Origin of the sequence: Desulfomonile tiedjei DSM 6799 (assembly GCF_000266945.1) — a bacterium.
Classification (GTDB): Bacteria; Desulfobacterota; Desulfomonilia; order Desulfomonilales; family Desulfomonilaceae; genus Desulfomonile; species Desulfomonile tiedjei.
On record NC_018025.1, the window covers coordinates 4,877,718 to 4,895,092 of the forward strand.

Annotated in this window: 13 protein-coding genes; 6 read left to right on the forward strand and 7 right to left on the reverse strand. The window is 49.9% G+C overall.

All coding sequences use genetic code 11. From position 1 onward, the window contains the following. Positions 1-57: 57 nt before the first annotated feature. From DESTI_RS20810 to DESTI_RS20820, 4 genes are all read left to right on the forward strand, one after another. Entirely contained in the window at positions 58-450 is a 393-nt protein-coding gene (locus DESTI_RS20810) for a magnetosome protein MamC family protein (protein ID WP_014811953.1), read from the forward strand. 35 nt (positions 451-485) lie between these two features. Continuing rightward, positions 486-1,097: a hypothetical protein gene (locus DESTI_RS29215; protein WP_014811954.1), complete on the forward strand. Its 612-nt coding sequence runs from the start codon at positions 486-488 to the stop codon at positions 1,095-1,097. Between the two features lie 521 nt (positions 1,098-1,618). Next, a complete protein-coding gene (locus tag DESTI_RS30925; RefSeq protein WP_157212233.1) occupies positions 1,619-1,831 on the forward strand; it encodes a hypothetical protein in 213 nt (70 codons plus the stop codon). A gap of 415 nt (positions 1,832-2,246) precedes the next feature. Next, a complete protein-coding gene (locus DESTI_RS20820) occupies positions 2,247-3,854 on the forward strand; it encodes an FMN-binding glutamate synthase family protein (RefSeq protein ID WP_014811955.1) in 1,608 nt (535 codons plus the stop codon). A 521-nt stretch (positions 3,855-4,375) separates the two neighbouring features. Here the strand turns inward: DESTI_RS20820 and DESTI_RS20825 are convergent. From DESTI_RS20825 to gyrA, 3 genes are read right to left on the reverse strand one after another with little or no spacing between them, the layout of a single operon-like run. Beyond that, positions 4,376-5,188 (reverse strand): phosphatase PAP2 family protein, encoded by an 813-nt coding sequence (locus tag DESTI_RS20825; protein WP_014811956.1) that lies wholly within the window; start codon positions 5,186-5,188, stop codon positions 4,376-4,378. After that, positions 5,148-5,519: an archease gene (locus tag DESTI_RS20830; protein ID WP_157212234.1), complete on the reverse strand. Its 372-nt coding sequence runs from the start codon at positions 5,517-5,519 to the stop codon at positions 5,148-5,150. Before DESTI_RS20830 ends, DESTI_RS20825 begins: the two co-directional genes overlap by 41 nt. 40 nt (positions 5,520-5,559) lie before the next feature. Continuing rightward, entirely contained in the window at positions 5,560-8,139 is a 2,580-nt protein-coding gene (gyrA, locus tag DESTI_RS20835) for a DNA gyrase subunit A (RefSeq protein ID WP_014811958.1), read from the reverse strand. A 736-nt stretch (positions 8,140-8,875) separates the two neighbouring features. Here gyrA and DESTI_RS29220 point away from each other — a divergent pair. Continuing rightward, on the forward strand, positions 8,876-10,810 hold the full coding sequence (locus DESTI_RS29220) for a PAS domain-containing hybrid sensor histidine kinase/response regulator (RefSeq protein WP_014811959.1): 1,935 nt from the start codon (positions 8,876-8,878) through the stop codon (positions 10,808-10,810). Positions 10,811-10,893: 83 nt separating this feature from the next. Here the strand turns inward: DESTI_RS29220 and DESTI_RS20845 are convergent, their stop codons facing one another. The 4 genes from DESTI_RS20845 to DESTI_RS20860 form a co-directional block, all read right to left on the reverse strand. Beyond that, positions 10,894-11,229, reverse strand: a complete 336-nt coding sequence (locus DESTI_RS20845) for a c-type cytochrome (protein ID WP_014811960.1) — start codon at positions 11,227-11,229, stop codon at positions 10,894-10,896. Positions 11,230-11,308: 79 nt separating this feature from the next. Then, positions 11,309-12,757 (reverse strand): RtcB family protein, encoded by a 1,449-nt coding sequence (locus DESTI_RS20850; RefSeq protein ID WP_014811961.1) that lies wholly within the window; start codon positions 12,755-12,757, stop codon positions 11,309-11,311. A gap of 576 nt (positions 12,758-13,333) precedes the next feature. Beyond that, positions 13,334-14,644, reverse strand: coding sequence for a helix-turn-helix domain-containing protein (locus DESTI_RS20855; RefSeq protein WP_014811962.1), 1,311 nt, complete (start codon positions 14,642-14,644; stop codon positions 13,334-13,336). A gap of 251 nt (positions 14,645-14,895) precedes the next feature. Continuing rightward, positions 14,896-15,402: an ankyrin repeat domain-containing protein gene (locus DESTI_RS20860; protein WP_014811963.1), complete on the reverse strand. Its 507-nt coding sequence runs from the start codon at positions 15,400-15,402 to the stop codon at positions 14,896-14,898. 1,272 nt (positions 15,403-16,674) lie between these two features. Here DESTI_RS20860 and DESTI_RS20865 point away from each other — a divergent pair. Continuing rightward, positions 16,675-17,367 carry a hypothetical protein gene (locus DESTI_RS20865; RefSeq protein WP_014811964.1) on the forward strand — a complete coding sequence of 231 codons (693 nt, stop codon included), beginning with the start codon at positions 16,675-16,677 and terminating at the stop codon, positions 17,365-17,367. The last annotated feature ends 8 nt before the right edge of the window (positions 17,368-17,375 follow it).

The window sequence follows — 17,375 nt, forward strand, 5'->3', positions numbered from 1 at the left end:
CCAGCGGTAAAAATGTAAACAGCCGGAATTTTCATTTAAATAAGAAAGGAGACAAACATGAACGGTTATCCCTATTACTCCTATCAAGGTCATTATCCCACTTATTATGGGACCAGGGCCGGGGTTGGTCCTGTAGACCCTGCACGAGTACTCGCAGCAGGCGGATTCGGATTCGTAGTGGGCGGCTCGGCAGCCCTGGGAGTCAATCTCCACAAAATGCGGGCCAATCAGATGACGCTGAACGAAGCGCTTATTGACTCTCTTGCCAAAGGTGCTGGTGCCGGTGTGGCAACAGCCGCTGCAACTGCGGCCGCTTCTGCTGTGGGCGGTTCGGGCATCGTCTCCTTTGCTGTCATGGCCGCTACTGCTACGGGAGTCATCTATTTGCTGAACTCCATCGGCAAGCATGCAGCGGAAGAGGTAGTGGTCCCCTCGAAAAGGGCCAAGTAGAGCAGTCGACCATTCATAGATCAGGAGGAATTCACATGGACTATACGCAATATGGTAATCCGGGAACTCAGGCAACCGGCCCGGCTGCGGGACAATCCGGGTGCGGTTGTTCCACCTCAACAGGTCCCACCCCTTCTCCATTCCCACCATCTCCTATGATGCCCGGCCCATCCATGGAATCCGGCGGATTCGGCGGCGCACCCGGCGCATCGGCCTCAATGGGACCGATGCAGGGAGGACCGCACCAGGCTCCGTCAGGTCATACGGGTTGCAGCGGAGGTTCACCTCAACCAGGAGCCGGTCCAGGCGGCCATGCTCATCCCGGCACCTCTCAGGGCGCATACATGCATCATCCGCCTTTGCATGAGGCTTACCACTACGGGTATTATCCACATGGTGCAGTTCCGCAGTACGCTGCGCCGACTTCAGAAGGGTATTCATTCCTCGGCTTGAATTTTAGCGACGGCAATTTCTGGAAGGGTGCGCTCGTCGGGGCTGCTATTACTCTCCTCATCACCAACGAAACAGTTCAAAGGACCATTATGATGGGTGTCGCCAAGGCCTACTCGGCTGCCCAAGAGGGCATGGGCGAGATGAAGGAGATGTTTGAGGACGCCCAGGCGGAATTGAGAAAATCAAAGGAATAGCTCGAATACAGGTAAGCGTTCAGTTATTCGGAAAAAAATGGACTTTTGAGCTCCAGAGGAGCGAACCAACAGTGGCCACGAGTGAACCCCGTGGAACAGAGCGTCCATTATCTCTGATAAGACCCTGCCAGGGCATAGGTGTTACCTTAGCGTGTTCTTGGTTGTTTGTTCCAGAGGAACATCGGGAAATAGACCGGCGATTCATCGCCGGTTACGGTAAAAATGTAATGATTTTCGAGTCCTGAAGGGACGACTGATTCACTAATCCCCGGCAATGAATTACCGGGCTATTTTCTCTAGTCCCTTCGGGACAAAGAATTATATAACAAAGTTAACGCCTATGACCCGCCAGGGTCCGCAAGAACAAGGATTTCGACATATGGGTTGCCCCTCCGGGGCATTCATCGAATGCCGCACGTAAGTGAATGCTTACCAATACAGACTGATCCGGGTCACGTTACGTCTGCAAAAGCAGTTCCGCACCGCCCCGGACATCTTCTCTACCAAAGGTTTGAATAGCAATGGAACCAAGTACTATCAGAACACTGACCAAAATAGGGATGGTCGGCTCTTTAGCCGTTCTCATTCTTCCCCAATTTCACGAGGGAAGTAGCGGAAACCGTCACGGTCAAACGCAGAGCCTGGATCTTCACACCTGGGCGGGAATTGCTCTGGTGGGTTTCACGGTCTGGCATTATAACTGCTATCAGCCACCCGTATGGGTCCAGAAGTAATCCACGATAGGGCTAAGCTTCAATGAACAGGGTGGTCAATGGTTTTCCATATCGACTGAATAGTTGTACTGATTCTCTAAAAAGCTTGGATTCTTGCTAATCCTGTTTTATAGTAACTCGTTTGCGCGCGGGCCGAATCCAGGCAGAATCCTTTTCTCGGGTTAAGCTGACGGAACTCGCCTTTCGTTTCCTCTATGTGCTCCTTTCCTCATTTTTTCAAGAAGATAGCACAAAGGAATCTTGAAGCCACTGCTTGGCTTTGAAAATTCTTGACAGCGTTAATAAGTCCCGCTAACATCATGCCGATTTCTAGTAAGTAATTCTAATGTTTCCGGCCGGCTGTTTCTGCAAAGCGGACCGGGTTGTCCGCTTAATCAGCGGAAAAAACATTCAATCCCACCACATGGAGGAGCATATGTCGTTCAGTAAACCCAACAGAAGCTCAGCGACGAAAACAAAAACCAGAGTAGAGCCGGCGCCCATTTCCGGTATTTGCGTGACCTGTCTCGACGGATGTCCCGGCCCGTGTGAAATCGGCCGATCTGCCATTAAAGGACGAGAGACAATTTATCCTCAGCCGTACGGAAAAATAACGGCAGGCGCAGATAAGGATTACCCGGTCGATTTTTCCCATTTCAATATTCAGGGAACCTGTGTAGGTGCTGTCGGAGTTGCAGCGGATTCGGACGTCGCGACGTTCCCGTCCGTAGATTGCTCCACTCGGCTGGGAAAAGACGCAAGCATAGCATTGGATTTTCCCGTATTCACCGGAGCCGTGGGATCGACTTTCATTGCACGGGTAAATTGGGAAGAAATAGCAATCGGTGCCGCAATCTCAGGCATTATGGTTATTGCAGGCGAAAATATTTGCGGCATGGACAAGAACGCGGAATTCACGAATGGCAAGATTTCGCGATCTCCGGAAATGGAGCGCCGGGTCAATGCGTATCGCCGGTGGTATCAAGGCAAAGGCGGGATCATTGTCCAGGCCAACGTCGAGGATACCAAGCTGGGAGTTCCCGAGTATGTCATTGAAAAACTCGGTATCGAAATATTCGAGTTGAAATGGGGCCAGGGAGCGAAAGATATTGGTGGTGAAGTCCAACTCACTACACTTGAACGTGCAATGCAGCTCAAGGAACGCGGATACATCGTGCTTCCGGACCCCACAAATCCGGCTGCGAGAAGAGCCTTTGAAAGCGGAGGCATATCTGAATTCGAGAGACATTCCAGACTCGGTATGGTCACTGAAGAAGGTTTTTACCGCGAAGTGGAGCGACTGAGGAAACTCGGCGCCAAATACGTGACGCTCAAAACAGGAGCTTACAGGCCTGCAGATCTGGCAAGAGCAATCAAATTCTCTTCCAATGCGGGAATAGATCTTCTGACCATAGACGGTGCGGGCGGCGGTACCGGCATGAGCCCCTGGCGTATGATGAATGAATGGGGAATCCCCACTGTACATCTCGAGTGTATGACGTACCAAATGTGTGAAACATTGAAGGCTCAGGGTGCGTATATTCCTCCCATCGCCATCGCAGGAGGACTTTCTCTGGAGGATCACATCTTTAAAGCAATCGCCCTGGGGGCTCCTTATGTAAAAGCCATCTGTCTCGGCAGAGCCCTCATGACGGCTGCTATGGTCGGCAAAACCAATGGAAAGCTGACTGCAGACAAAATGGAACTTGAAGGCAAAAAACCCGAGGAAGGATATATGGGACTCTTCGCAGTCGCGTCACAGCTCAAAGAGCGATTCGGCGACGACTTCGGCAATCTTCCCGCCGGGGCAATCGGTCTGTACTCGTACGTAGACAGGCTGAAACAGGGGCTGCAGCAACTCATGGCAGGAGCTCGCAAATTCAGGCTCGAATACATCGATCGAAACGACATCGTGAGCTTGACCCGTGAAGCGACCGACATTTCCGGTATCCCGTATATAATGGACTGCGACAAGGCTGAAATCGAAGCCATTCTGTCCGGCAATGGTGAAGCCTTCGGTTTGCATGCAGTGGACAAGAAATAGATGATAGTCTTACGGATATGCTTTGAAAGGAGGTGCCAATATGGCGCCTCTTTTTTTCTCATTCTCAAAAGAATCTGACGATTATAGCGATTGCCAAGAGAATTGTCCGATCGCGCGCAAACAGTAATTGGTAGCTGCCGGCCTCCGTGCGCGCAGACCGTATTATAACCACCTGACGATTTTATGGCAGTTGACGTAATTTCTGACCTTTTTAACACTCTACCCTTTGTAAGGAACGGTAGGGGCCGGCGTCCCTGCCGGACCGACCTGGTTGATTTGTTTTGAAGAATGTGCCGGCACGGAGGCCGGCACCCACCAATTCTTAAGAAGCGCTTTTCGCAATCGGACAAAAATTCTGTCTTTGCTATAATGAGGTGGGTCGGCACCTACCAACACTCCTATCCTCAATCGGGCATTAATTCCGGCAATTACTGTAAATTCGTAGCTTCAGAGGTTGTCGTGAACAGCGCTGAATAGAACAGGAGCCGATGGAGGAACGTCGCAAAAGATCGTTGAGGTATTTATTTGCGGCCAGAGGCAGCTTTTCTGCAAAAAACCGCCAGGAACACGAGAACACAGAAGCCCGAGAATGTTCCGAGCAATGGTAGCTCTGAATAATAAGAAGGGTACAGAGATACCACATACAAACCAGCCGCAATTTCCCCGAACAAGGCTATTCGAAAAAGAGTGCTGGAAAGAACCGGTTTTTCCGGTATTCGATATTCCAATGCGGGCCAGAGAAGAGCGTCCAAACCAATGAACGCGACCGTGGCGCACATTGCGCCTCCCAACACATCCATAGGGAAATGGGCCCCAACGAACACCCTTGAGAGTGAAACCAAAATTCCCCAGAGTATGGCGACAACCGCCACCCAGCGAGACGAAGTGAACCTGACCAGCGTAAGACTTGCAGCCATTGCCGCTGCAGCATGCCCTGAAGGGAACGAGCCGCTCCTCAGGATCGGTCCCAGGAGATGCACTGAATCCATGAGAATGATCGGTCTTGCCAGGGGAATGAGATACTTGAGCGCGTGCGCCAGGCCGCTGGAACACGCGAGAAGCAGTAAGCCGAAGACCGCAATACGCGGATTTATTATGAGAAACACACCGAGCATGACCGTCAGCAGAAAGCCGTCGCCCAATGTGGTGAACCCAAGCCAGATTGTATCCGTGAACGGTGTGTGCAGGCCGTTCATGAAGGCGAACAAGGGACGATTGTACACGGCCACGGGAATAAACAGGAATCCCATGCATATGAGTGCGGCCACAGCGGACACGTTGATTTTGGGTTCTTTAGATATCGAAGACAATGTGCGCCAGGTATCCGGATTCATGTTCCTGCACACTTAAACCGTGATATGTTACACCCTTGATCTCGGCTTCAGGCAGGCAGTTTTCTGGAGGGCTTCCCCATACAAGATTTCCCGTTACTTTGTTTTGGGAAATTTCCAGGACATTCAGGTCGGCCAGGGCAAGACCTTCTGTTTGATATCTGTACAAAATCTCACGTAACCAGGTTACCAGGAGTTCTTCAACAGTGAGTTCCTCGATTTCCAGAAGGATGTTTTTTTCCCGTGCAATCGGGCACCCGGAAAAAAGTGTATCCATCAGACCGAGAGCGGCATTTTGAAACAGCTCCGCCAGATTACCGCCGCGGATCTCCATACGTATATCCGCGGTATGTTCGAGGAATGACCATCCTCGATCAGTGTCCTTGGTCATCATCTTCGTCGGGTGCTTCTTCCGATTCCGGTTCTTCTTCCGATTCCTCTTCGGACTCTTCTTCGGATTCTTCGTCTTCTGTCATTTCTTCCGGCATACCTTCAGGAATCTGTCCTTGCTCTTCTTCCGCTTCGTCCGCTTCCTCATAAGGTTCAGCCCGAGCAACATCCACAACGTATTCCCCCTGATCCATTCTGACCAGGGTTCTGCCCATGGTGTTTCGTCCGATAACGGAAATTTCTTCCATACGGAGTCTGATAATTTTGCCTCCGGACGTGAGAATGAGCAAATGATCGGTATCGCCGACCACTTTGACTGCAACTACTTCGCCCAGCTTTGCGGTATTTTTTATGGTAATGACGCCCTGGCCGCCACGATTCTTGGACGGATACTCTTCAAGTGATGTTCTCTTGCCGAATCCGCTCCTTGTGATCGTCAGGAGCGTGCCGTCATCAGACACCACTTCCATGCCGATGACAGAATCGCCTTTCTTGAGCCTGATTCCGGTTACTCCACGGGCCTGTCGTCCCATAGGTCGTACCTGGCTCTCGTGAAATCTCATAGCGAGACCTCTGGCAGTCGCGAGCAGGATGTGATTTTCCCCTGTTGTGAAGTTCACATCTATAAGTTCGTCATCAGGGTCTATGGTAAGTGCAATCAACCCCGAAAGTCTGGGTCTCGAAAATTCCTCGATAGCAGTCTTCTTGATTTTGCCCTGCCTGGATGTCATGACCACAAACCCTTCGGTGCGTAGTTCCTGAACAGGCAGGATTTTGCGTATCTTCTCACCCGGATCGAGGCGCAACAAATTTATAATGGCTTTCCCACGGGCGTACGGCGATTCTTCCGGTAATTGAAACACGCGAAGCCAGTGGACTCTCCCGCGGTTGGAGAAACACAGAAGCACATCGTGTGAGGACGCATACAGTATCTGGTTCACAACATCGTCTTCTGTCACCTTGGTTCCGATTCTTCCCTTGCCTCCGGGTCTTTGGGATTTGTACAAATTGGCGGGAACTCTCTTAACGTAACCCCTGCTGGAAAAGGTTACGACCATGTCCCCTCTCGGGATAAGGTCCTCATCGAGCATCTCGCCTTTGTCTTCGAGAATTTCTGTACGCCTCGGATCGCCGAACTGATCTTTGGTTTGCTGCAACTCCGTAACGATTATGTCCAGAATTTTCTGTTCGGACGCGAGTATTCCCTCCAGCTCGGCGATTTTTGCCAGGACCTCTGCGAGCTCCTGCAGGATCTTCTCCCGTTCCAAACCGGTAAGCCGTTGCAGACGCATGTCAAGAATCGCTTGAGCCTGCACAGGACTGAGCCCGAATTCTTCCATGAGGGCCTGTTTGGCTGCATTCGGGTTTTCGGATGCTCTGATCACCTGGATAACCCTGTCCAGATTATCCAAGGCTATCTTGAGACCTTCCAGGATGTGGGCCCTCTCACGAGCACGTGCGAGTTCATATCGGGTTCTTCGGATCACGACTTCTTTGCGGAAGTCTATGAATCCCTGAAGAATCTCCTTCAGATTCATCTGCTTTGGGCGGCCTTGATCGACGCTCAAAAGCTGAATGCCGAAATTCGTCTGAAGCTGTGTGAACCTGAAGAGCTGATTGAGAATTACATCGGGGTTTTCGTCCTTTTTTAGCTCAAAAACGACCCGAATGCCCTGACGGTTGGATTCATCCCGGATATCTCGAATACCTGCAATTCTCTTGTCTTTGACCAGGTCGGCAACGTTTTCCACCATACGCGCCTTATTCACGAGATATGGTATTTCCGTCACGACTATTCTCTGGTAACCCTTTCCCGCGTCTTCTATTTCGGTCTTGGCTCGCATAGTAACCGAGCCCCTGCCGGTGGTATACGCATCGATTGCCCCTCGTCTGCCAAGGAGAAAGCCTCCGGTAGGAAAATCCGGCGCGGGAAGATGCTCGATCAGCTCACCCACCGATGCCGAAGGATTCTTGATCAGATGTATCGTGGCATCGATAGTTTCACCAAGATTATGCGGAGGAATGTTTGTCGCCATACCGACCGCTATGCCCTGAGAGCCGATGACCAGGAGCACAGGAAATCGTGCAGGCAAAACCAGGGGTTCTTGAAGAGAGTTGTCGTAATTGGGGACGAAATCGACCGTCTCTTTGTCCAGATCCTCAAGGAGTGCCTGGCAAATGCGATCCATGCGAACTTCCGTGTATCGCATTGCCGCAGCAGAGTCTCCATCCACACTACCGAAGTTGCCCTGCCCATCAATGAACGTGTACCGCATAGAAAAGGGCTGGGCCATGCGGACAATGGAATCGTAAACGGCTGCATCTCCGTGGGGATGATATTGGCCGATGACATCACCGACCGCTCTCGCAGCCTTTCGGTATGCGCGATTCCACAGATTACCCGCTCTGAACATTGCGTAAAGGATTCTCCGGTGAACCGGTTTCAGTCCGTCTCTGAGGTCGGGGAGAGCTCGACCCACAATTACGCTCATAGCGTAATCCAGGTAAGACTTCTGGATCTCCTCTTCTATTCCTACCGTTACCTTGTCACGAAGCACTGCCAAATGCGTTCCCCTTTGCCTCGATATATTCGAGCAGGCCGATTCTTACCAATTTCGATACCCCCAAGGGATCGGCCGAAGAAGTCTGTAAACGATCATTTCTAGCATTTTCCAGAGTGCTGTTCAAGACTCCGCGTCGGAACGGTTTGTCCGCTGACTTACCGGGGGAAGAAGGCCGGTAAACAGTGTTTCCGCCCCATGGAGTTCCGAAAAATGCGGATGTTTCCGTTCGTCGGAATGAGTAGGTACATTCCTTTCGCGAACAGTTGAGAACTCACGTACGTTATACAACTGCAGACTCGTGATTTCCCGGAAAGCCGTGTAACAAAAAAAGCGTGACCAGAGGCTTACTGCATAATAGAATCGCTCTGTTTCGGATTCCGCTCATGATGGCGAAATCCAATTTGATGCTATGCGGTTTGGTTACGAGGGGGATACTTCCATCTTCCTGACGGCACTGCGCATTAAATCAGGCTTCAGGATTCGATGCACGTAATAAGAAAGGAGGAAATGTATATAGATTGTTAGTTGGGTTTCTTCTCGGCTCGGTGTATGTTCGAAGCATAATATCGACTTCCAATACGGTTGCTCCATCTTCCGAGTCCTCAATCCGCGCCTAAACGATCCCCGCTTAACCAAAGAGAATCGAGCCCATACCGCACGACCCTGACTTCCTTCCAAACTATTGCTGTTCAGAAGTCGATTCAATGAAGTAACAGAGTATTAAGGAGAATTATCGATGACAACACACTGCATGGATTGTGATCATTTAGATGAAAGACTGAGGGAGCGCCAAGAAATTCTGCGAAAAGTGTTTACACAAGGTCCGCTGGGGCTTGCCATAGTGGGACTGGATTATCGATGGATTACCGTTAATCCGGCTCTTTGCGAAATGCTAGGGTATACCGAACATGAGCTGAACAACCTGACGTGCGTTGAACTCACCCATCCGGAGGACCTCCAGGTAAATTTGCAGTATTCCGAACAATTGGTAAAGGGTGAGATCTCGTCGTACAGCGTTGAAAAACGTTTCATGAGAAAATGCGGCGAACCTCTGTGGGTTCATAATATCGGCTCTATCATCAGTGATGATAATGGAAAACCGCTCTATTTCCTGTACATGGTCGAGGATATCGAAACACAAAAAAGATCCCAACTTGCCTTGAGAGAATCAGAACAACGCTTACGTCTCATAATCGATTCGTCGCCCGTAGGTATCGGAATAATTCAGAACGGTCGATTCGTCGATGTGAATCCCGCGTTCGCCGCAATGTTTCGTTTCGACTCTCGTGGGGAACTGGTGGGTCTTCCTGCCGAGATGTTATTTGCACCTTCCAATCAGGATCTGGTTCGACTGAGATGGGCGGAGAGACGGACGGGAAGGCCAATCAGTTCTCATTACGAAGCCGCTTGCATGACCAGGACAGGAAGAATCTTCGAGGTTGGGGTGTGGGACACGGAGATCGATTACCTCGGGAAACGCTCTCTGGTTGTATTTGTAGTGGATGTGAGCGAATCGAAAAGACTCAGATCCCAACTTCTTCAGGCGCAAAAGATGGAGGCTGTAGGCGCACTGGCAGGCGGTATTGCCCATGACTTCAACAATCTCTTGACAGTCGTGCTGGGCTATTCGGAACTCATTATCTCCCAGAAGCATGAAAAAGATCCGGACTATGAAGATCTCACAAAAATAATATATTCAGCGAGAACCGCCGCTGAGCTGGTACGAAGGATCCTTGCTTTCAGCCGAAAAACGGAGGCAAAATTAGGACCGGTTGACCTTAACGAGCAAGTAGAACTCCTGCAGAAAATACTCTCCAGGATAATCTCCAAGAATATAAAAATTCGTCTGAATCTCGACCCGTATCTCCCGACGATTCACGTCGATGCCTCACAGATCGACCAGGTTTTGATGAATCTTTCCCTGAATGCCAGAGACGCAATGGCCGAAGGTGGAACTCTGACAATACAGACCGGGACGATATTCTTGGACGAAAGCTATTGCCAATCTCATATCGAAGCCAAAGAAGGACTTCACGTTCTTCTCACGGTGAGAGATACCGGTGCGGGAATTGATGAGAACTCACTTGAACATATATTTGAGCCGTTTTTTTCCACAAAAAAACCCGGCGAAGGGACCGGATTGGGTTTGGCTATGGTTTACGGCATTGTAAAGAGACACGGTGGGCACATAGTTTGCGACAGTAAGCCGGGTTACGGCACACTTTTCAGCATCTATCTCCCGGTGAATAAGGTTATTTCCGATGTGAAAGTGGAAGAATCGCAGAAATCTTCCACTGTTGCTTCGGGGACTATTCTTTGGGTGGATGATGAGGAATTGGTACGATTGCTGGGCCGAAGGGTTTTGGAAAAGGAAGGGTACACGGTGATTACAGCCGAAAACGGCCTGGAAGCGATCGACATCTTTCGCGAAAGAAAAGACGAAATCTCGGTTGTCGTCTTGGATCTCATAATGCCTGTAATGGATGGCAAGAAATGTCTGAACGAAATCCTTCAAATTGACAGCACGGCAAAAGTGCTGATAGGTACCGGCTTTTCACCTGATGAAGTTACCAAAGAGACTCTGGAAGCCGGAGCAACTGGATTCGTCCAGAAGCCGTACGATTTCAGGAAACTTCTCCATGTATTGCAGGATGTGTTAGGCCACAAATGACAAGCAATAATAGGTAAGGTTTATCTGAATTGCCTGACGTCTCAGAAGACGTCAGGTTCCGGAAAAAACGATTTCAACCGAGTTCAATCGGGCATACCCGCATCTATCCACGTTGCTATCTCCTCTATTTCTTCTCTGGTAAGATAAGGTCCTCCGGAAGGCATTCTACGATAGCCTCCTATGGGCCCTCGCAGAATTCTTATAAGATTGGTCTCCGCCGAACGTCCGTTTCCCACCTTGTCGGGATCTATCAGCACCTTATCGTACGGGCTGCTCGTAGCCAGGTCTTCCTTTGTGTTCCAACTTATACGTCCTTCGTGCGCCCCTCGCATTTTTGCATCCCGACCGTGCTCGGTTTTCCATCGTTCCATAGCTCCGTCCAATATCTGTTTAACTCGAGGCCATTGTATACCCGACATCCTATTCACCTCATTATCAGCATACGTTTCAGCACAAATTAACCGGCCGATTTCCATTCACCTGAAGGACTCGAGGGAATTATCCCTTTACAACTCCCATGGGCCGTATTCTGGCGACTTTTCTCGCGAGGCCTGCCCTTTGTACAACGTCCACAACAATCGATACGTCCTTATAAGCATGGGGAAATTCTTCCCGAAGCGTTTTTCTTCCTACCCAACGGGGGTACACGTTCTGATCCTGGAGTTCTCTCTCTATCGACCTGCCCTTCGTTTGTCGGAGCGCTTCATGCCTTGAGAGTATTCTACCCGCTCCATGACATGCGGAGCCGAAGGTCTCGTTCATGGCGCCTTCTTGACCCGCCAGAATGTAGGACGCACGTCCCATATCACCGGGAATGAGCACCGGTTGACCGGTACTTCGATAAACTTCCGACAGCTCCGGATGGTTCTTGGGAAATGCTCGTGTAGCACCTTTTCTGTGAACCATGACTCGTCTCTTCTGGCCGTTGAGAGTATGCATCTCGAATTTCGCCACGTTATGACAGACGTCGTACAGCAAACGGAATTGCAGTTCTCTGGGAGATATGCCAAGAGACTTTTCCCAGGTGGTCCTGGCCAGGTGCATGAGAATTTGGCGATTCGCAAAAGCAAAGTTGGCAGCAGCAGCCATTGCTCCGAGGTACTCCCGTGCGAGCGGAGTATGCAATCTGGTACAGGCGAGTTGTCTGTCCGGAAGTTCAATACCTTCGGCAGCCACCGATTTCACCATGCGAGCCAGAAAATCGTCGCATACTTGATATCCGAGGCCGCGCGATCCGCTGTGGACCATAACCGTGACCTGATCCTGAACAATGCCCCACTGTGCAGCCGTGTCCTCATCGAATATTTTCTCAATGAATCCGATCTCCAGAAAATGATTTCCGGATCCCAGTGTTCCGAGCTGATCTTTTCCACGCTCGAATGCCCGATCGCTCACAACTGACGGGTCTGCCCCTTGTAATGCTCCGCCTGCTTCGATGCGGTCCAGGTCAGACTCTTCTCCCATTCCCTGACTCACAGCCCAGGCGGCTCCTGCCTTGAGCACTTTTGACAATTCGCTCTTGTTAAGCCGTATTCCACCCCTGGACCCCACCCCGCTGGGGACTTTTGCAAAGAAACTGTCAATTAGCGGGCGAATCCTGGGATAGAGCGATTCCTTGTTCAAACCGGTCAAAGCGATGCGAACTCCGCAGTTGATGTCGTAACCCACGCCGCCGGGAGACACCACACCTTCATGCTCGTCGAAAGCAGCAACTCCCCCGATGGGAAAGCCGTACCCCCAGTGTACGTCCGGCATTGCAAGGGATCGACCTACGATTCCGGGTAGTTGTGCCACGTTGTACACTTGATCCGCACTCTCGTCTTTTTCAATATCAGGCAAAGTTCTCGCATCAGTGTAGATAAGCCCGGGAACGCGCATTTTGCCGGTTCTCGGAATTTCCCATCGAACCTCATCGATTTGTACCAATTTGTACGGTTTCTGGGTCATATTGACCTCCTGCAGCCTCAACCTCGCTTGCTCACGCATTTCATTCCAGTCCGGCCCGGTCATCCGGATTTCTTTATCCGGGGTATTCATGCCAGAGATTCACTTCTCCCTCAGGTGAAGATCTATCTCAATACTAAAAATATAGCATTCATTCGTTCGTGTGCGGTCGAGGGCCGTTAATACGGATTCGCTTTCAAGAATACCGGATGAGATTTCTTTTCCGCACTGACCTACGTTTCGCAGGTCTGTGCTTCATTTTTTCAATGTTATAGCAGTTGCCAAAATTAGTGACCGATTGAAGATTGGGAATATTGGTGGGTGCCGTGCCTCCGTGCCGGCACATCTTAAATATGATCAATGACATCAATAGAATGGACCGGCAGGGACGCCGGTCCCTACCAATATCCTGTAATTCACACGAGGGATAAACGACAGAATTTTTGGCACTGACTATACACGCCCGAAAACGAAATGGTATAAGAAGCGTCCGGAACAATAAGAGGATGTGTGAACAGAGATCGGGATGTGAATCAACGTGCTGAGGCGCCTACACAAAATTTACCATGCGAGGAGCAATTACCGTATCTTGATCCAGAGAAGCTTTGCTGTTCCGGGACCGGGATTGGACCATTGTGTCGGCATTTCGGAAGCCAAATATACCACATCGCCGGATCGAAGCTTGTGCACCGCTTTTTCCACGGTCATCTGCAATTTTCCCGACAACACGTACCCGATTTCCTCTCCCTTGTGGATGAAAAAATGAGACGGCAATTTCGCTTCCGGTGCTATTTCTATGAGATAAGGCTCGGCCTTCGCGTCGAAATCGACCGGCGTCAGCAACTTTGCAATTATGGTCTCTTCGGGCATATCGGAAAGCTTGACCACGGAAGCCTCGGTTGCAGGGAACACGAGACGCTTTCCCATTTCGGTTTTTGCCTGAAAGAAAGAGCTCACTTCAACGGACAATACTTCCGCCATTTTGACGAGAGCCGGCAATGAAGGATATATCAAGTTGCTTTCCACCTGAGAAATCGTGCTGGGCGTTACGCCCACGAGCTTTGCCAATTCTGTCTGGGAAAGTCCTCGCTTCGATCTCACTTCCTTCAAACGGAGACCGAGCTCAATTTTTCCGGAGGACCTCTTTTCGTCCTCGAAAACAATGGTCAAATCCTTGGTCCAGTAATTGAACGGCTTATGAAGATTATCGAGACTGCGGCGTTCGGCTTTCAGAATTGTGAGAGAGGTTGTACCTCGCTTAATCGATAGTTCGATGGACACCTGGGCTATCTGGTTGATATGCGCTCGAAGCCTGGAAGAATGTGCGTTTTTCTCGAGAATCCAATATGCGATCGTGTTCAGCTCATAGAGTCTTGGACAGGAATGAGTGTAAAAATTCAAAACGTGATCTTCGCCACCCCATAAATCCTGCATACCCGTAAGGCTCTCGAAAACGAATCGGACGTCCCCTGCCATGGAGGCATGAATCCCGTATAACGCATCCATAACCTGGTCGACCTGGCGCGGTTCTTCCACCCTCACGATGCGGCAAGGCCATTCGGCTTCGACATCCTTGTAGAATCTCAGGAATACATCCGAACCCGATCCTTTTCCCCAGGTGAAACAATCCAGAATGGTCAGGCCGGGGTAATCCGCCAAAGGCCCGAGCCTTTCCAGTAGATTTCTCGGAGAACGATCGAATGTAACGTAAATGATAGGTTTATTCTGGGACTGCGAAGCTTGAATAAAATTCAGACAAAACACGGACGCAAGACTCCCCGCATCATCGTGCCATACCACGTTGTCCCCGATAAAAAGGCCTCCGAGCAATCGGTCCAATTGGCTGACGCCCGATGCGACTCGCTGTTTTCCTGGTTTTGCTGCGGACATATCACGGTCCCTCCCGGGAGGCGTTCGGCAATCAGAGATTAACAAAACCCCGGAACCTGTTCAATATGCATTGGGACGGCAAGGGGCAATCGGATAGGACGATATTCGTACAAAAAAAAAACGACCGGATTCGGTCGCTTAGAATTGGAGAAGTACTCAGGCTGTCACATGTAGCAATTACATCCAGCGCCATTCCTTCTTATCAATTCGCCGCAGTCAAACGTGGTAACAATTTCTTCCATATCATTCTTCTATGCGGCAGCATTACTAAAGGCGCCCCTCTTCTGTAATAATTGAGCAACTTCCACCTCATTCCAAAAATTGGCTTCAATCAATGCCGTTCTGCCAGCGATATCTCTGACGTTTATGTCGGCCCCTCGGTCCAGAAGGATCCCAACAATCCCTACGTGTCCCCCAAGGGAAGCTTCGATGAGAGCTGTCCTTCCATCAACGTCTTTGGCATTGATATCCGCGCCCCATTGCAAAAGTAAATCGACTATCTCTGCTTGTCCGGTGAGTGCAGCCATATTCAGTGCAGTGGATCCGAAGATGTTCTCCTTGGAATTGATGTTTGCACCCATTTCCAGCAACAATTCCACAACTGAATGATGTCCTCTAAATGCAGCCTCTATAAGAGGCGTGGCTCCATATTTGTTACGGTAATTAACGTCTGCTCCTCGAGCCAATAGCTCTTTGACCCTGTAGAATCTTCCAGCTTTAGCCGCGGCATGAAGCTCTTCGCCCAGTCTCACCGACATGTTTCGAAACCTCCATCTCCCTGGGCTCACAACGCGCACCATGAACGACTCCGCTTGGAACAGTGAAGAATGTAATTAATAGTGCGTTTCAGCACACTGTTCTTCAGTCTATATAATTGATCTGGGAACGGGCTTGAACACTCGCCCGAAGGATTGATTGGGACTTCTCTCATACTTTTCATCCCAGATCCTAGTGTCTCTATGGTTACCGCGCTATGGACCCTCCGTCCGTTCGGTATTTATTAATCCGTTACGAGTTTGACTCCCCCCTCGTAATTCCTTCCACCTCTCTTCCGGCCGAAAACGTACCCGCAATTCTGATGTGTACGCATCCGCTTACCGGAACCCCAGTTCACCCACCAAACTTCTCTCAAGCATTGGCATGTAGATTTTGTCTGCGGCAATCTTCTGAGCAAGGAATGTGCCAAATCAGGCCAGGGCCGCGCGGTACTCGGTAAAACGTCTTGGTACAAGGGTTGGAGAATTCATGGCGTCCATGTACTTTGCGGTCGTTCAGACAAATTTGACTCGCCGGTTCAATGGTTAAAAACTACCCAACGCGAAGGCTTGCGAATGAAATTGTGGAGTTATAATTTTTGCGCCGGGTAATTTTCACCCTGTATCCGTGGATTCGAGCAGATGTTACCCCTTGATGCAAAAGCTTCCTCCGTAGGCCCTTTATCTATTGGATGATTTCTTCTCGAAATTACTCTCTTTGTACCTTTAAGTATTTAGGAGGAGCGGAACGGTTCTTTCGCGACAATCTGGTTTGATGCGCGCCTCACGGAGTGCGGACCAATACCAATGTGCTTTCATAAAGGGAATATTAAGAAACCTGTTATTTGCCGGTCCCGGCAAATCTCCTTCGCTACGAACGGCACCGCCTGACTTCGCTTCGGAGATATGCCGGGACCGGATTGCCAGATGTTACTTCTTTGAACGCACATTGCGTATAACCTGGGCGATGCCGATGCGCGCCTCACGGTCGGATCTACAGGAATTACGGTCCTTACTTGACAAATTTCTAGATAGTATTTTCTGGACAAATATTATAAAGATTACGTTTTTACTAGGCCGACAGACTTTAATATCCTATCAATCTCCTATGAAATAGGCTTGACTTAGTAACTTCTCCAGAATATCCTGTGGGAAATTTCCTTGTGGAGTCTCTGAATTCTTGAGGAAACCAATTAAAAGGCTCGACCTAGGTCGGCAAACTCTCAGTGCGAGACAAAGAATAACCACAGATTAAGGAAGGGAGACAAAGGGGCAATGGAGAACAGCATCAGTCATGCTCTGTACATTCTCGAGGAACCGGTCCAGTACGTGTGTTTGACCTTCATGGCTACTATGTATGCGATAAAGATTTACCAGCTTTTGAAAAAACCGTTTCCGCCCGAAAAAGCTGAATTAAAAGGGGATCGAGTCGCAGGATCGCTTCATTCACTTACTAACGTACTCAGACCTTGGGATATGGAAAGTACCAGTAAGAATCTTTTTTTCTACACGGAATTCCTCGTGTTCCACATTGCAGTGGCATTGACGATTGGCGCCACTTTCATTATTCCGCTTGCTCCGAAGGTCATGACGCCCGCTGTCACTACGGTCTTCATGGTCTTTATGGGTCTCGCCTTCCTCATTGGAATTCGACGTATTTATCGAAGGTTCACTGTACCCGAGATCCGAATCATAAGCAGTCCTGACGATTTCTTCGCCATTTTCCTGATGACGATCTTTTTCGGCGTCGGTTTCGTGGCAATGGAACTCTGGAGACAAGGTCGTCCCGAAACTGGGTGGATGTGGATCTTCTTTCTCATGACCACGTTCTTTTTGCTTTACGTTCCTTTCAGCAAGATCTCCCATTACGTGCTGTATCCCTTCGGCCGGATCAATTTCGGCATGGTATTCGGAGGCAGGGGACTTTTGAACAGAAAAGTCAGCAATCCGACGTGGGACCCCAAATAAGGAAATAT

What these genes read in the sequence shown, in the direction of transcription:
- DESTI_RS20810 (WP_014811953.1), top strand. Translation starts at nt 58, where the DNA reads ATGAACGGTTATCCCTATTACTCCTATCAAGGTCATTATCCCACTTAT.
- DESTI_RS29215 (WP_014811954.1), top strand. Translation starts at nt 486, where the DNA reads ATGGACTATACGCAATATGGTAATCCGGGAACTCAGGCAACCGGCCCG.
- DESTI_RS30925 (WP_157212233.1), top strand. Translation starts at nt 1,619, where the DNA reads ATGGAACCAAGTACTATCAGAACACTGACCAAAATAGGGATGGTCGGC.
- DESTI_RS20820 (WP_014811955.1), top strand. Translation starts at nt 2,247, where the DNA reads ATGTCGTTCAGTAAACCCAACAGAAGCTCAGCGACGAAAACAAAAACC.
- DESTI_RS20825 (WP_014811956.1), bottom strand. Translation starts at nt 5,188, where the DNA reads ATGAATCCGGATACCTGGCGCACATTGTCTTCGATATCTAAAGAACCC.
- DESTI_RS20830 (WP_157212234.1), bottom strand. Translation starts at nt 5,519, where the DNA reads ATGGAGATCCGCGGCGGTAATCTGGCGGAGCTGTTTCAAAATGCCGCT.
- DESTI_RS29220 (WP_014811959.1), top strand. Translation starts at nt 8,876, where the DNA reads ATGACAACACACTGCATGGATTGTGATCATTTAGATGAAAGACTGAGG.
- DESTI_RS20845 (WP_014811960.1), bottom strand. Translation starts at nt 11,229, where the DNA reads ATGTCGGGTATACAATGGCCTCGAGTTAAACAGATATTGGACGGAGCT.
- DESTI_RS20850 (WP_014811961.1), bottom strand. Translation starts at nt 12,757, where the DNA reads ATGACCCAGAAACCGTACAAATTGGTACAAATCGATGAGGTTCGATGG.
- DESTI_RS20855 (WP_014811962.1), bottom strand. Translation starts at nt 14,644, where the DNA reads ATGTCCGCAGCAAAACCAGGAAAACAGCGAGTCGCATCGGGCGTCAGC.
- DESTI_RS20860 (WP_014811963.1), bottom strand. Translation starts at nt 15,402, where the DNA reads ATGTCGGTGAGACTGGGCGAAGAGCTTCATGCCGCGGCTAAAGCTGGA.
- DESTI_RS20865 (WP_014811964.1), top strand. Translation starts at nt 16,675, where the DNA reads ATGGAGAACAGCATCAGTCATGCTCTGTACATTCTCGAGGAACCGGTC.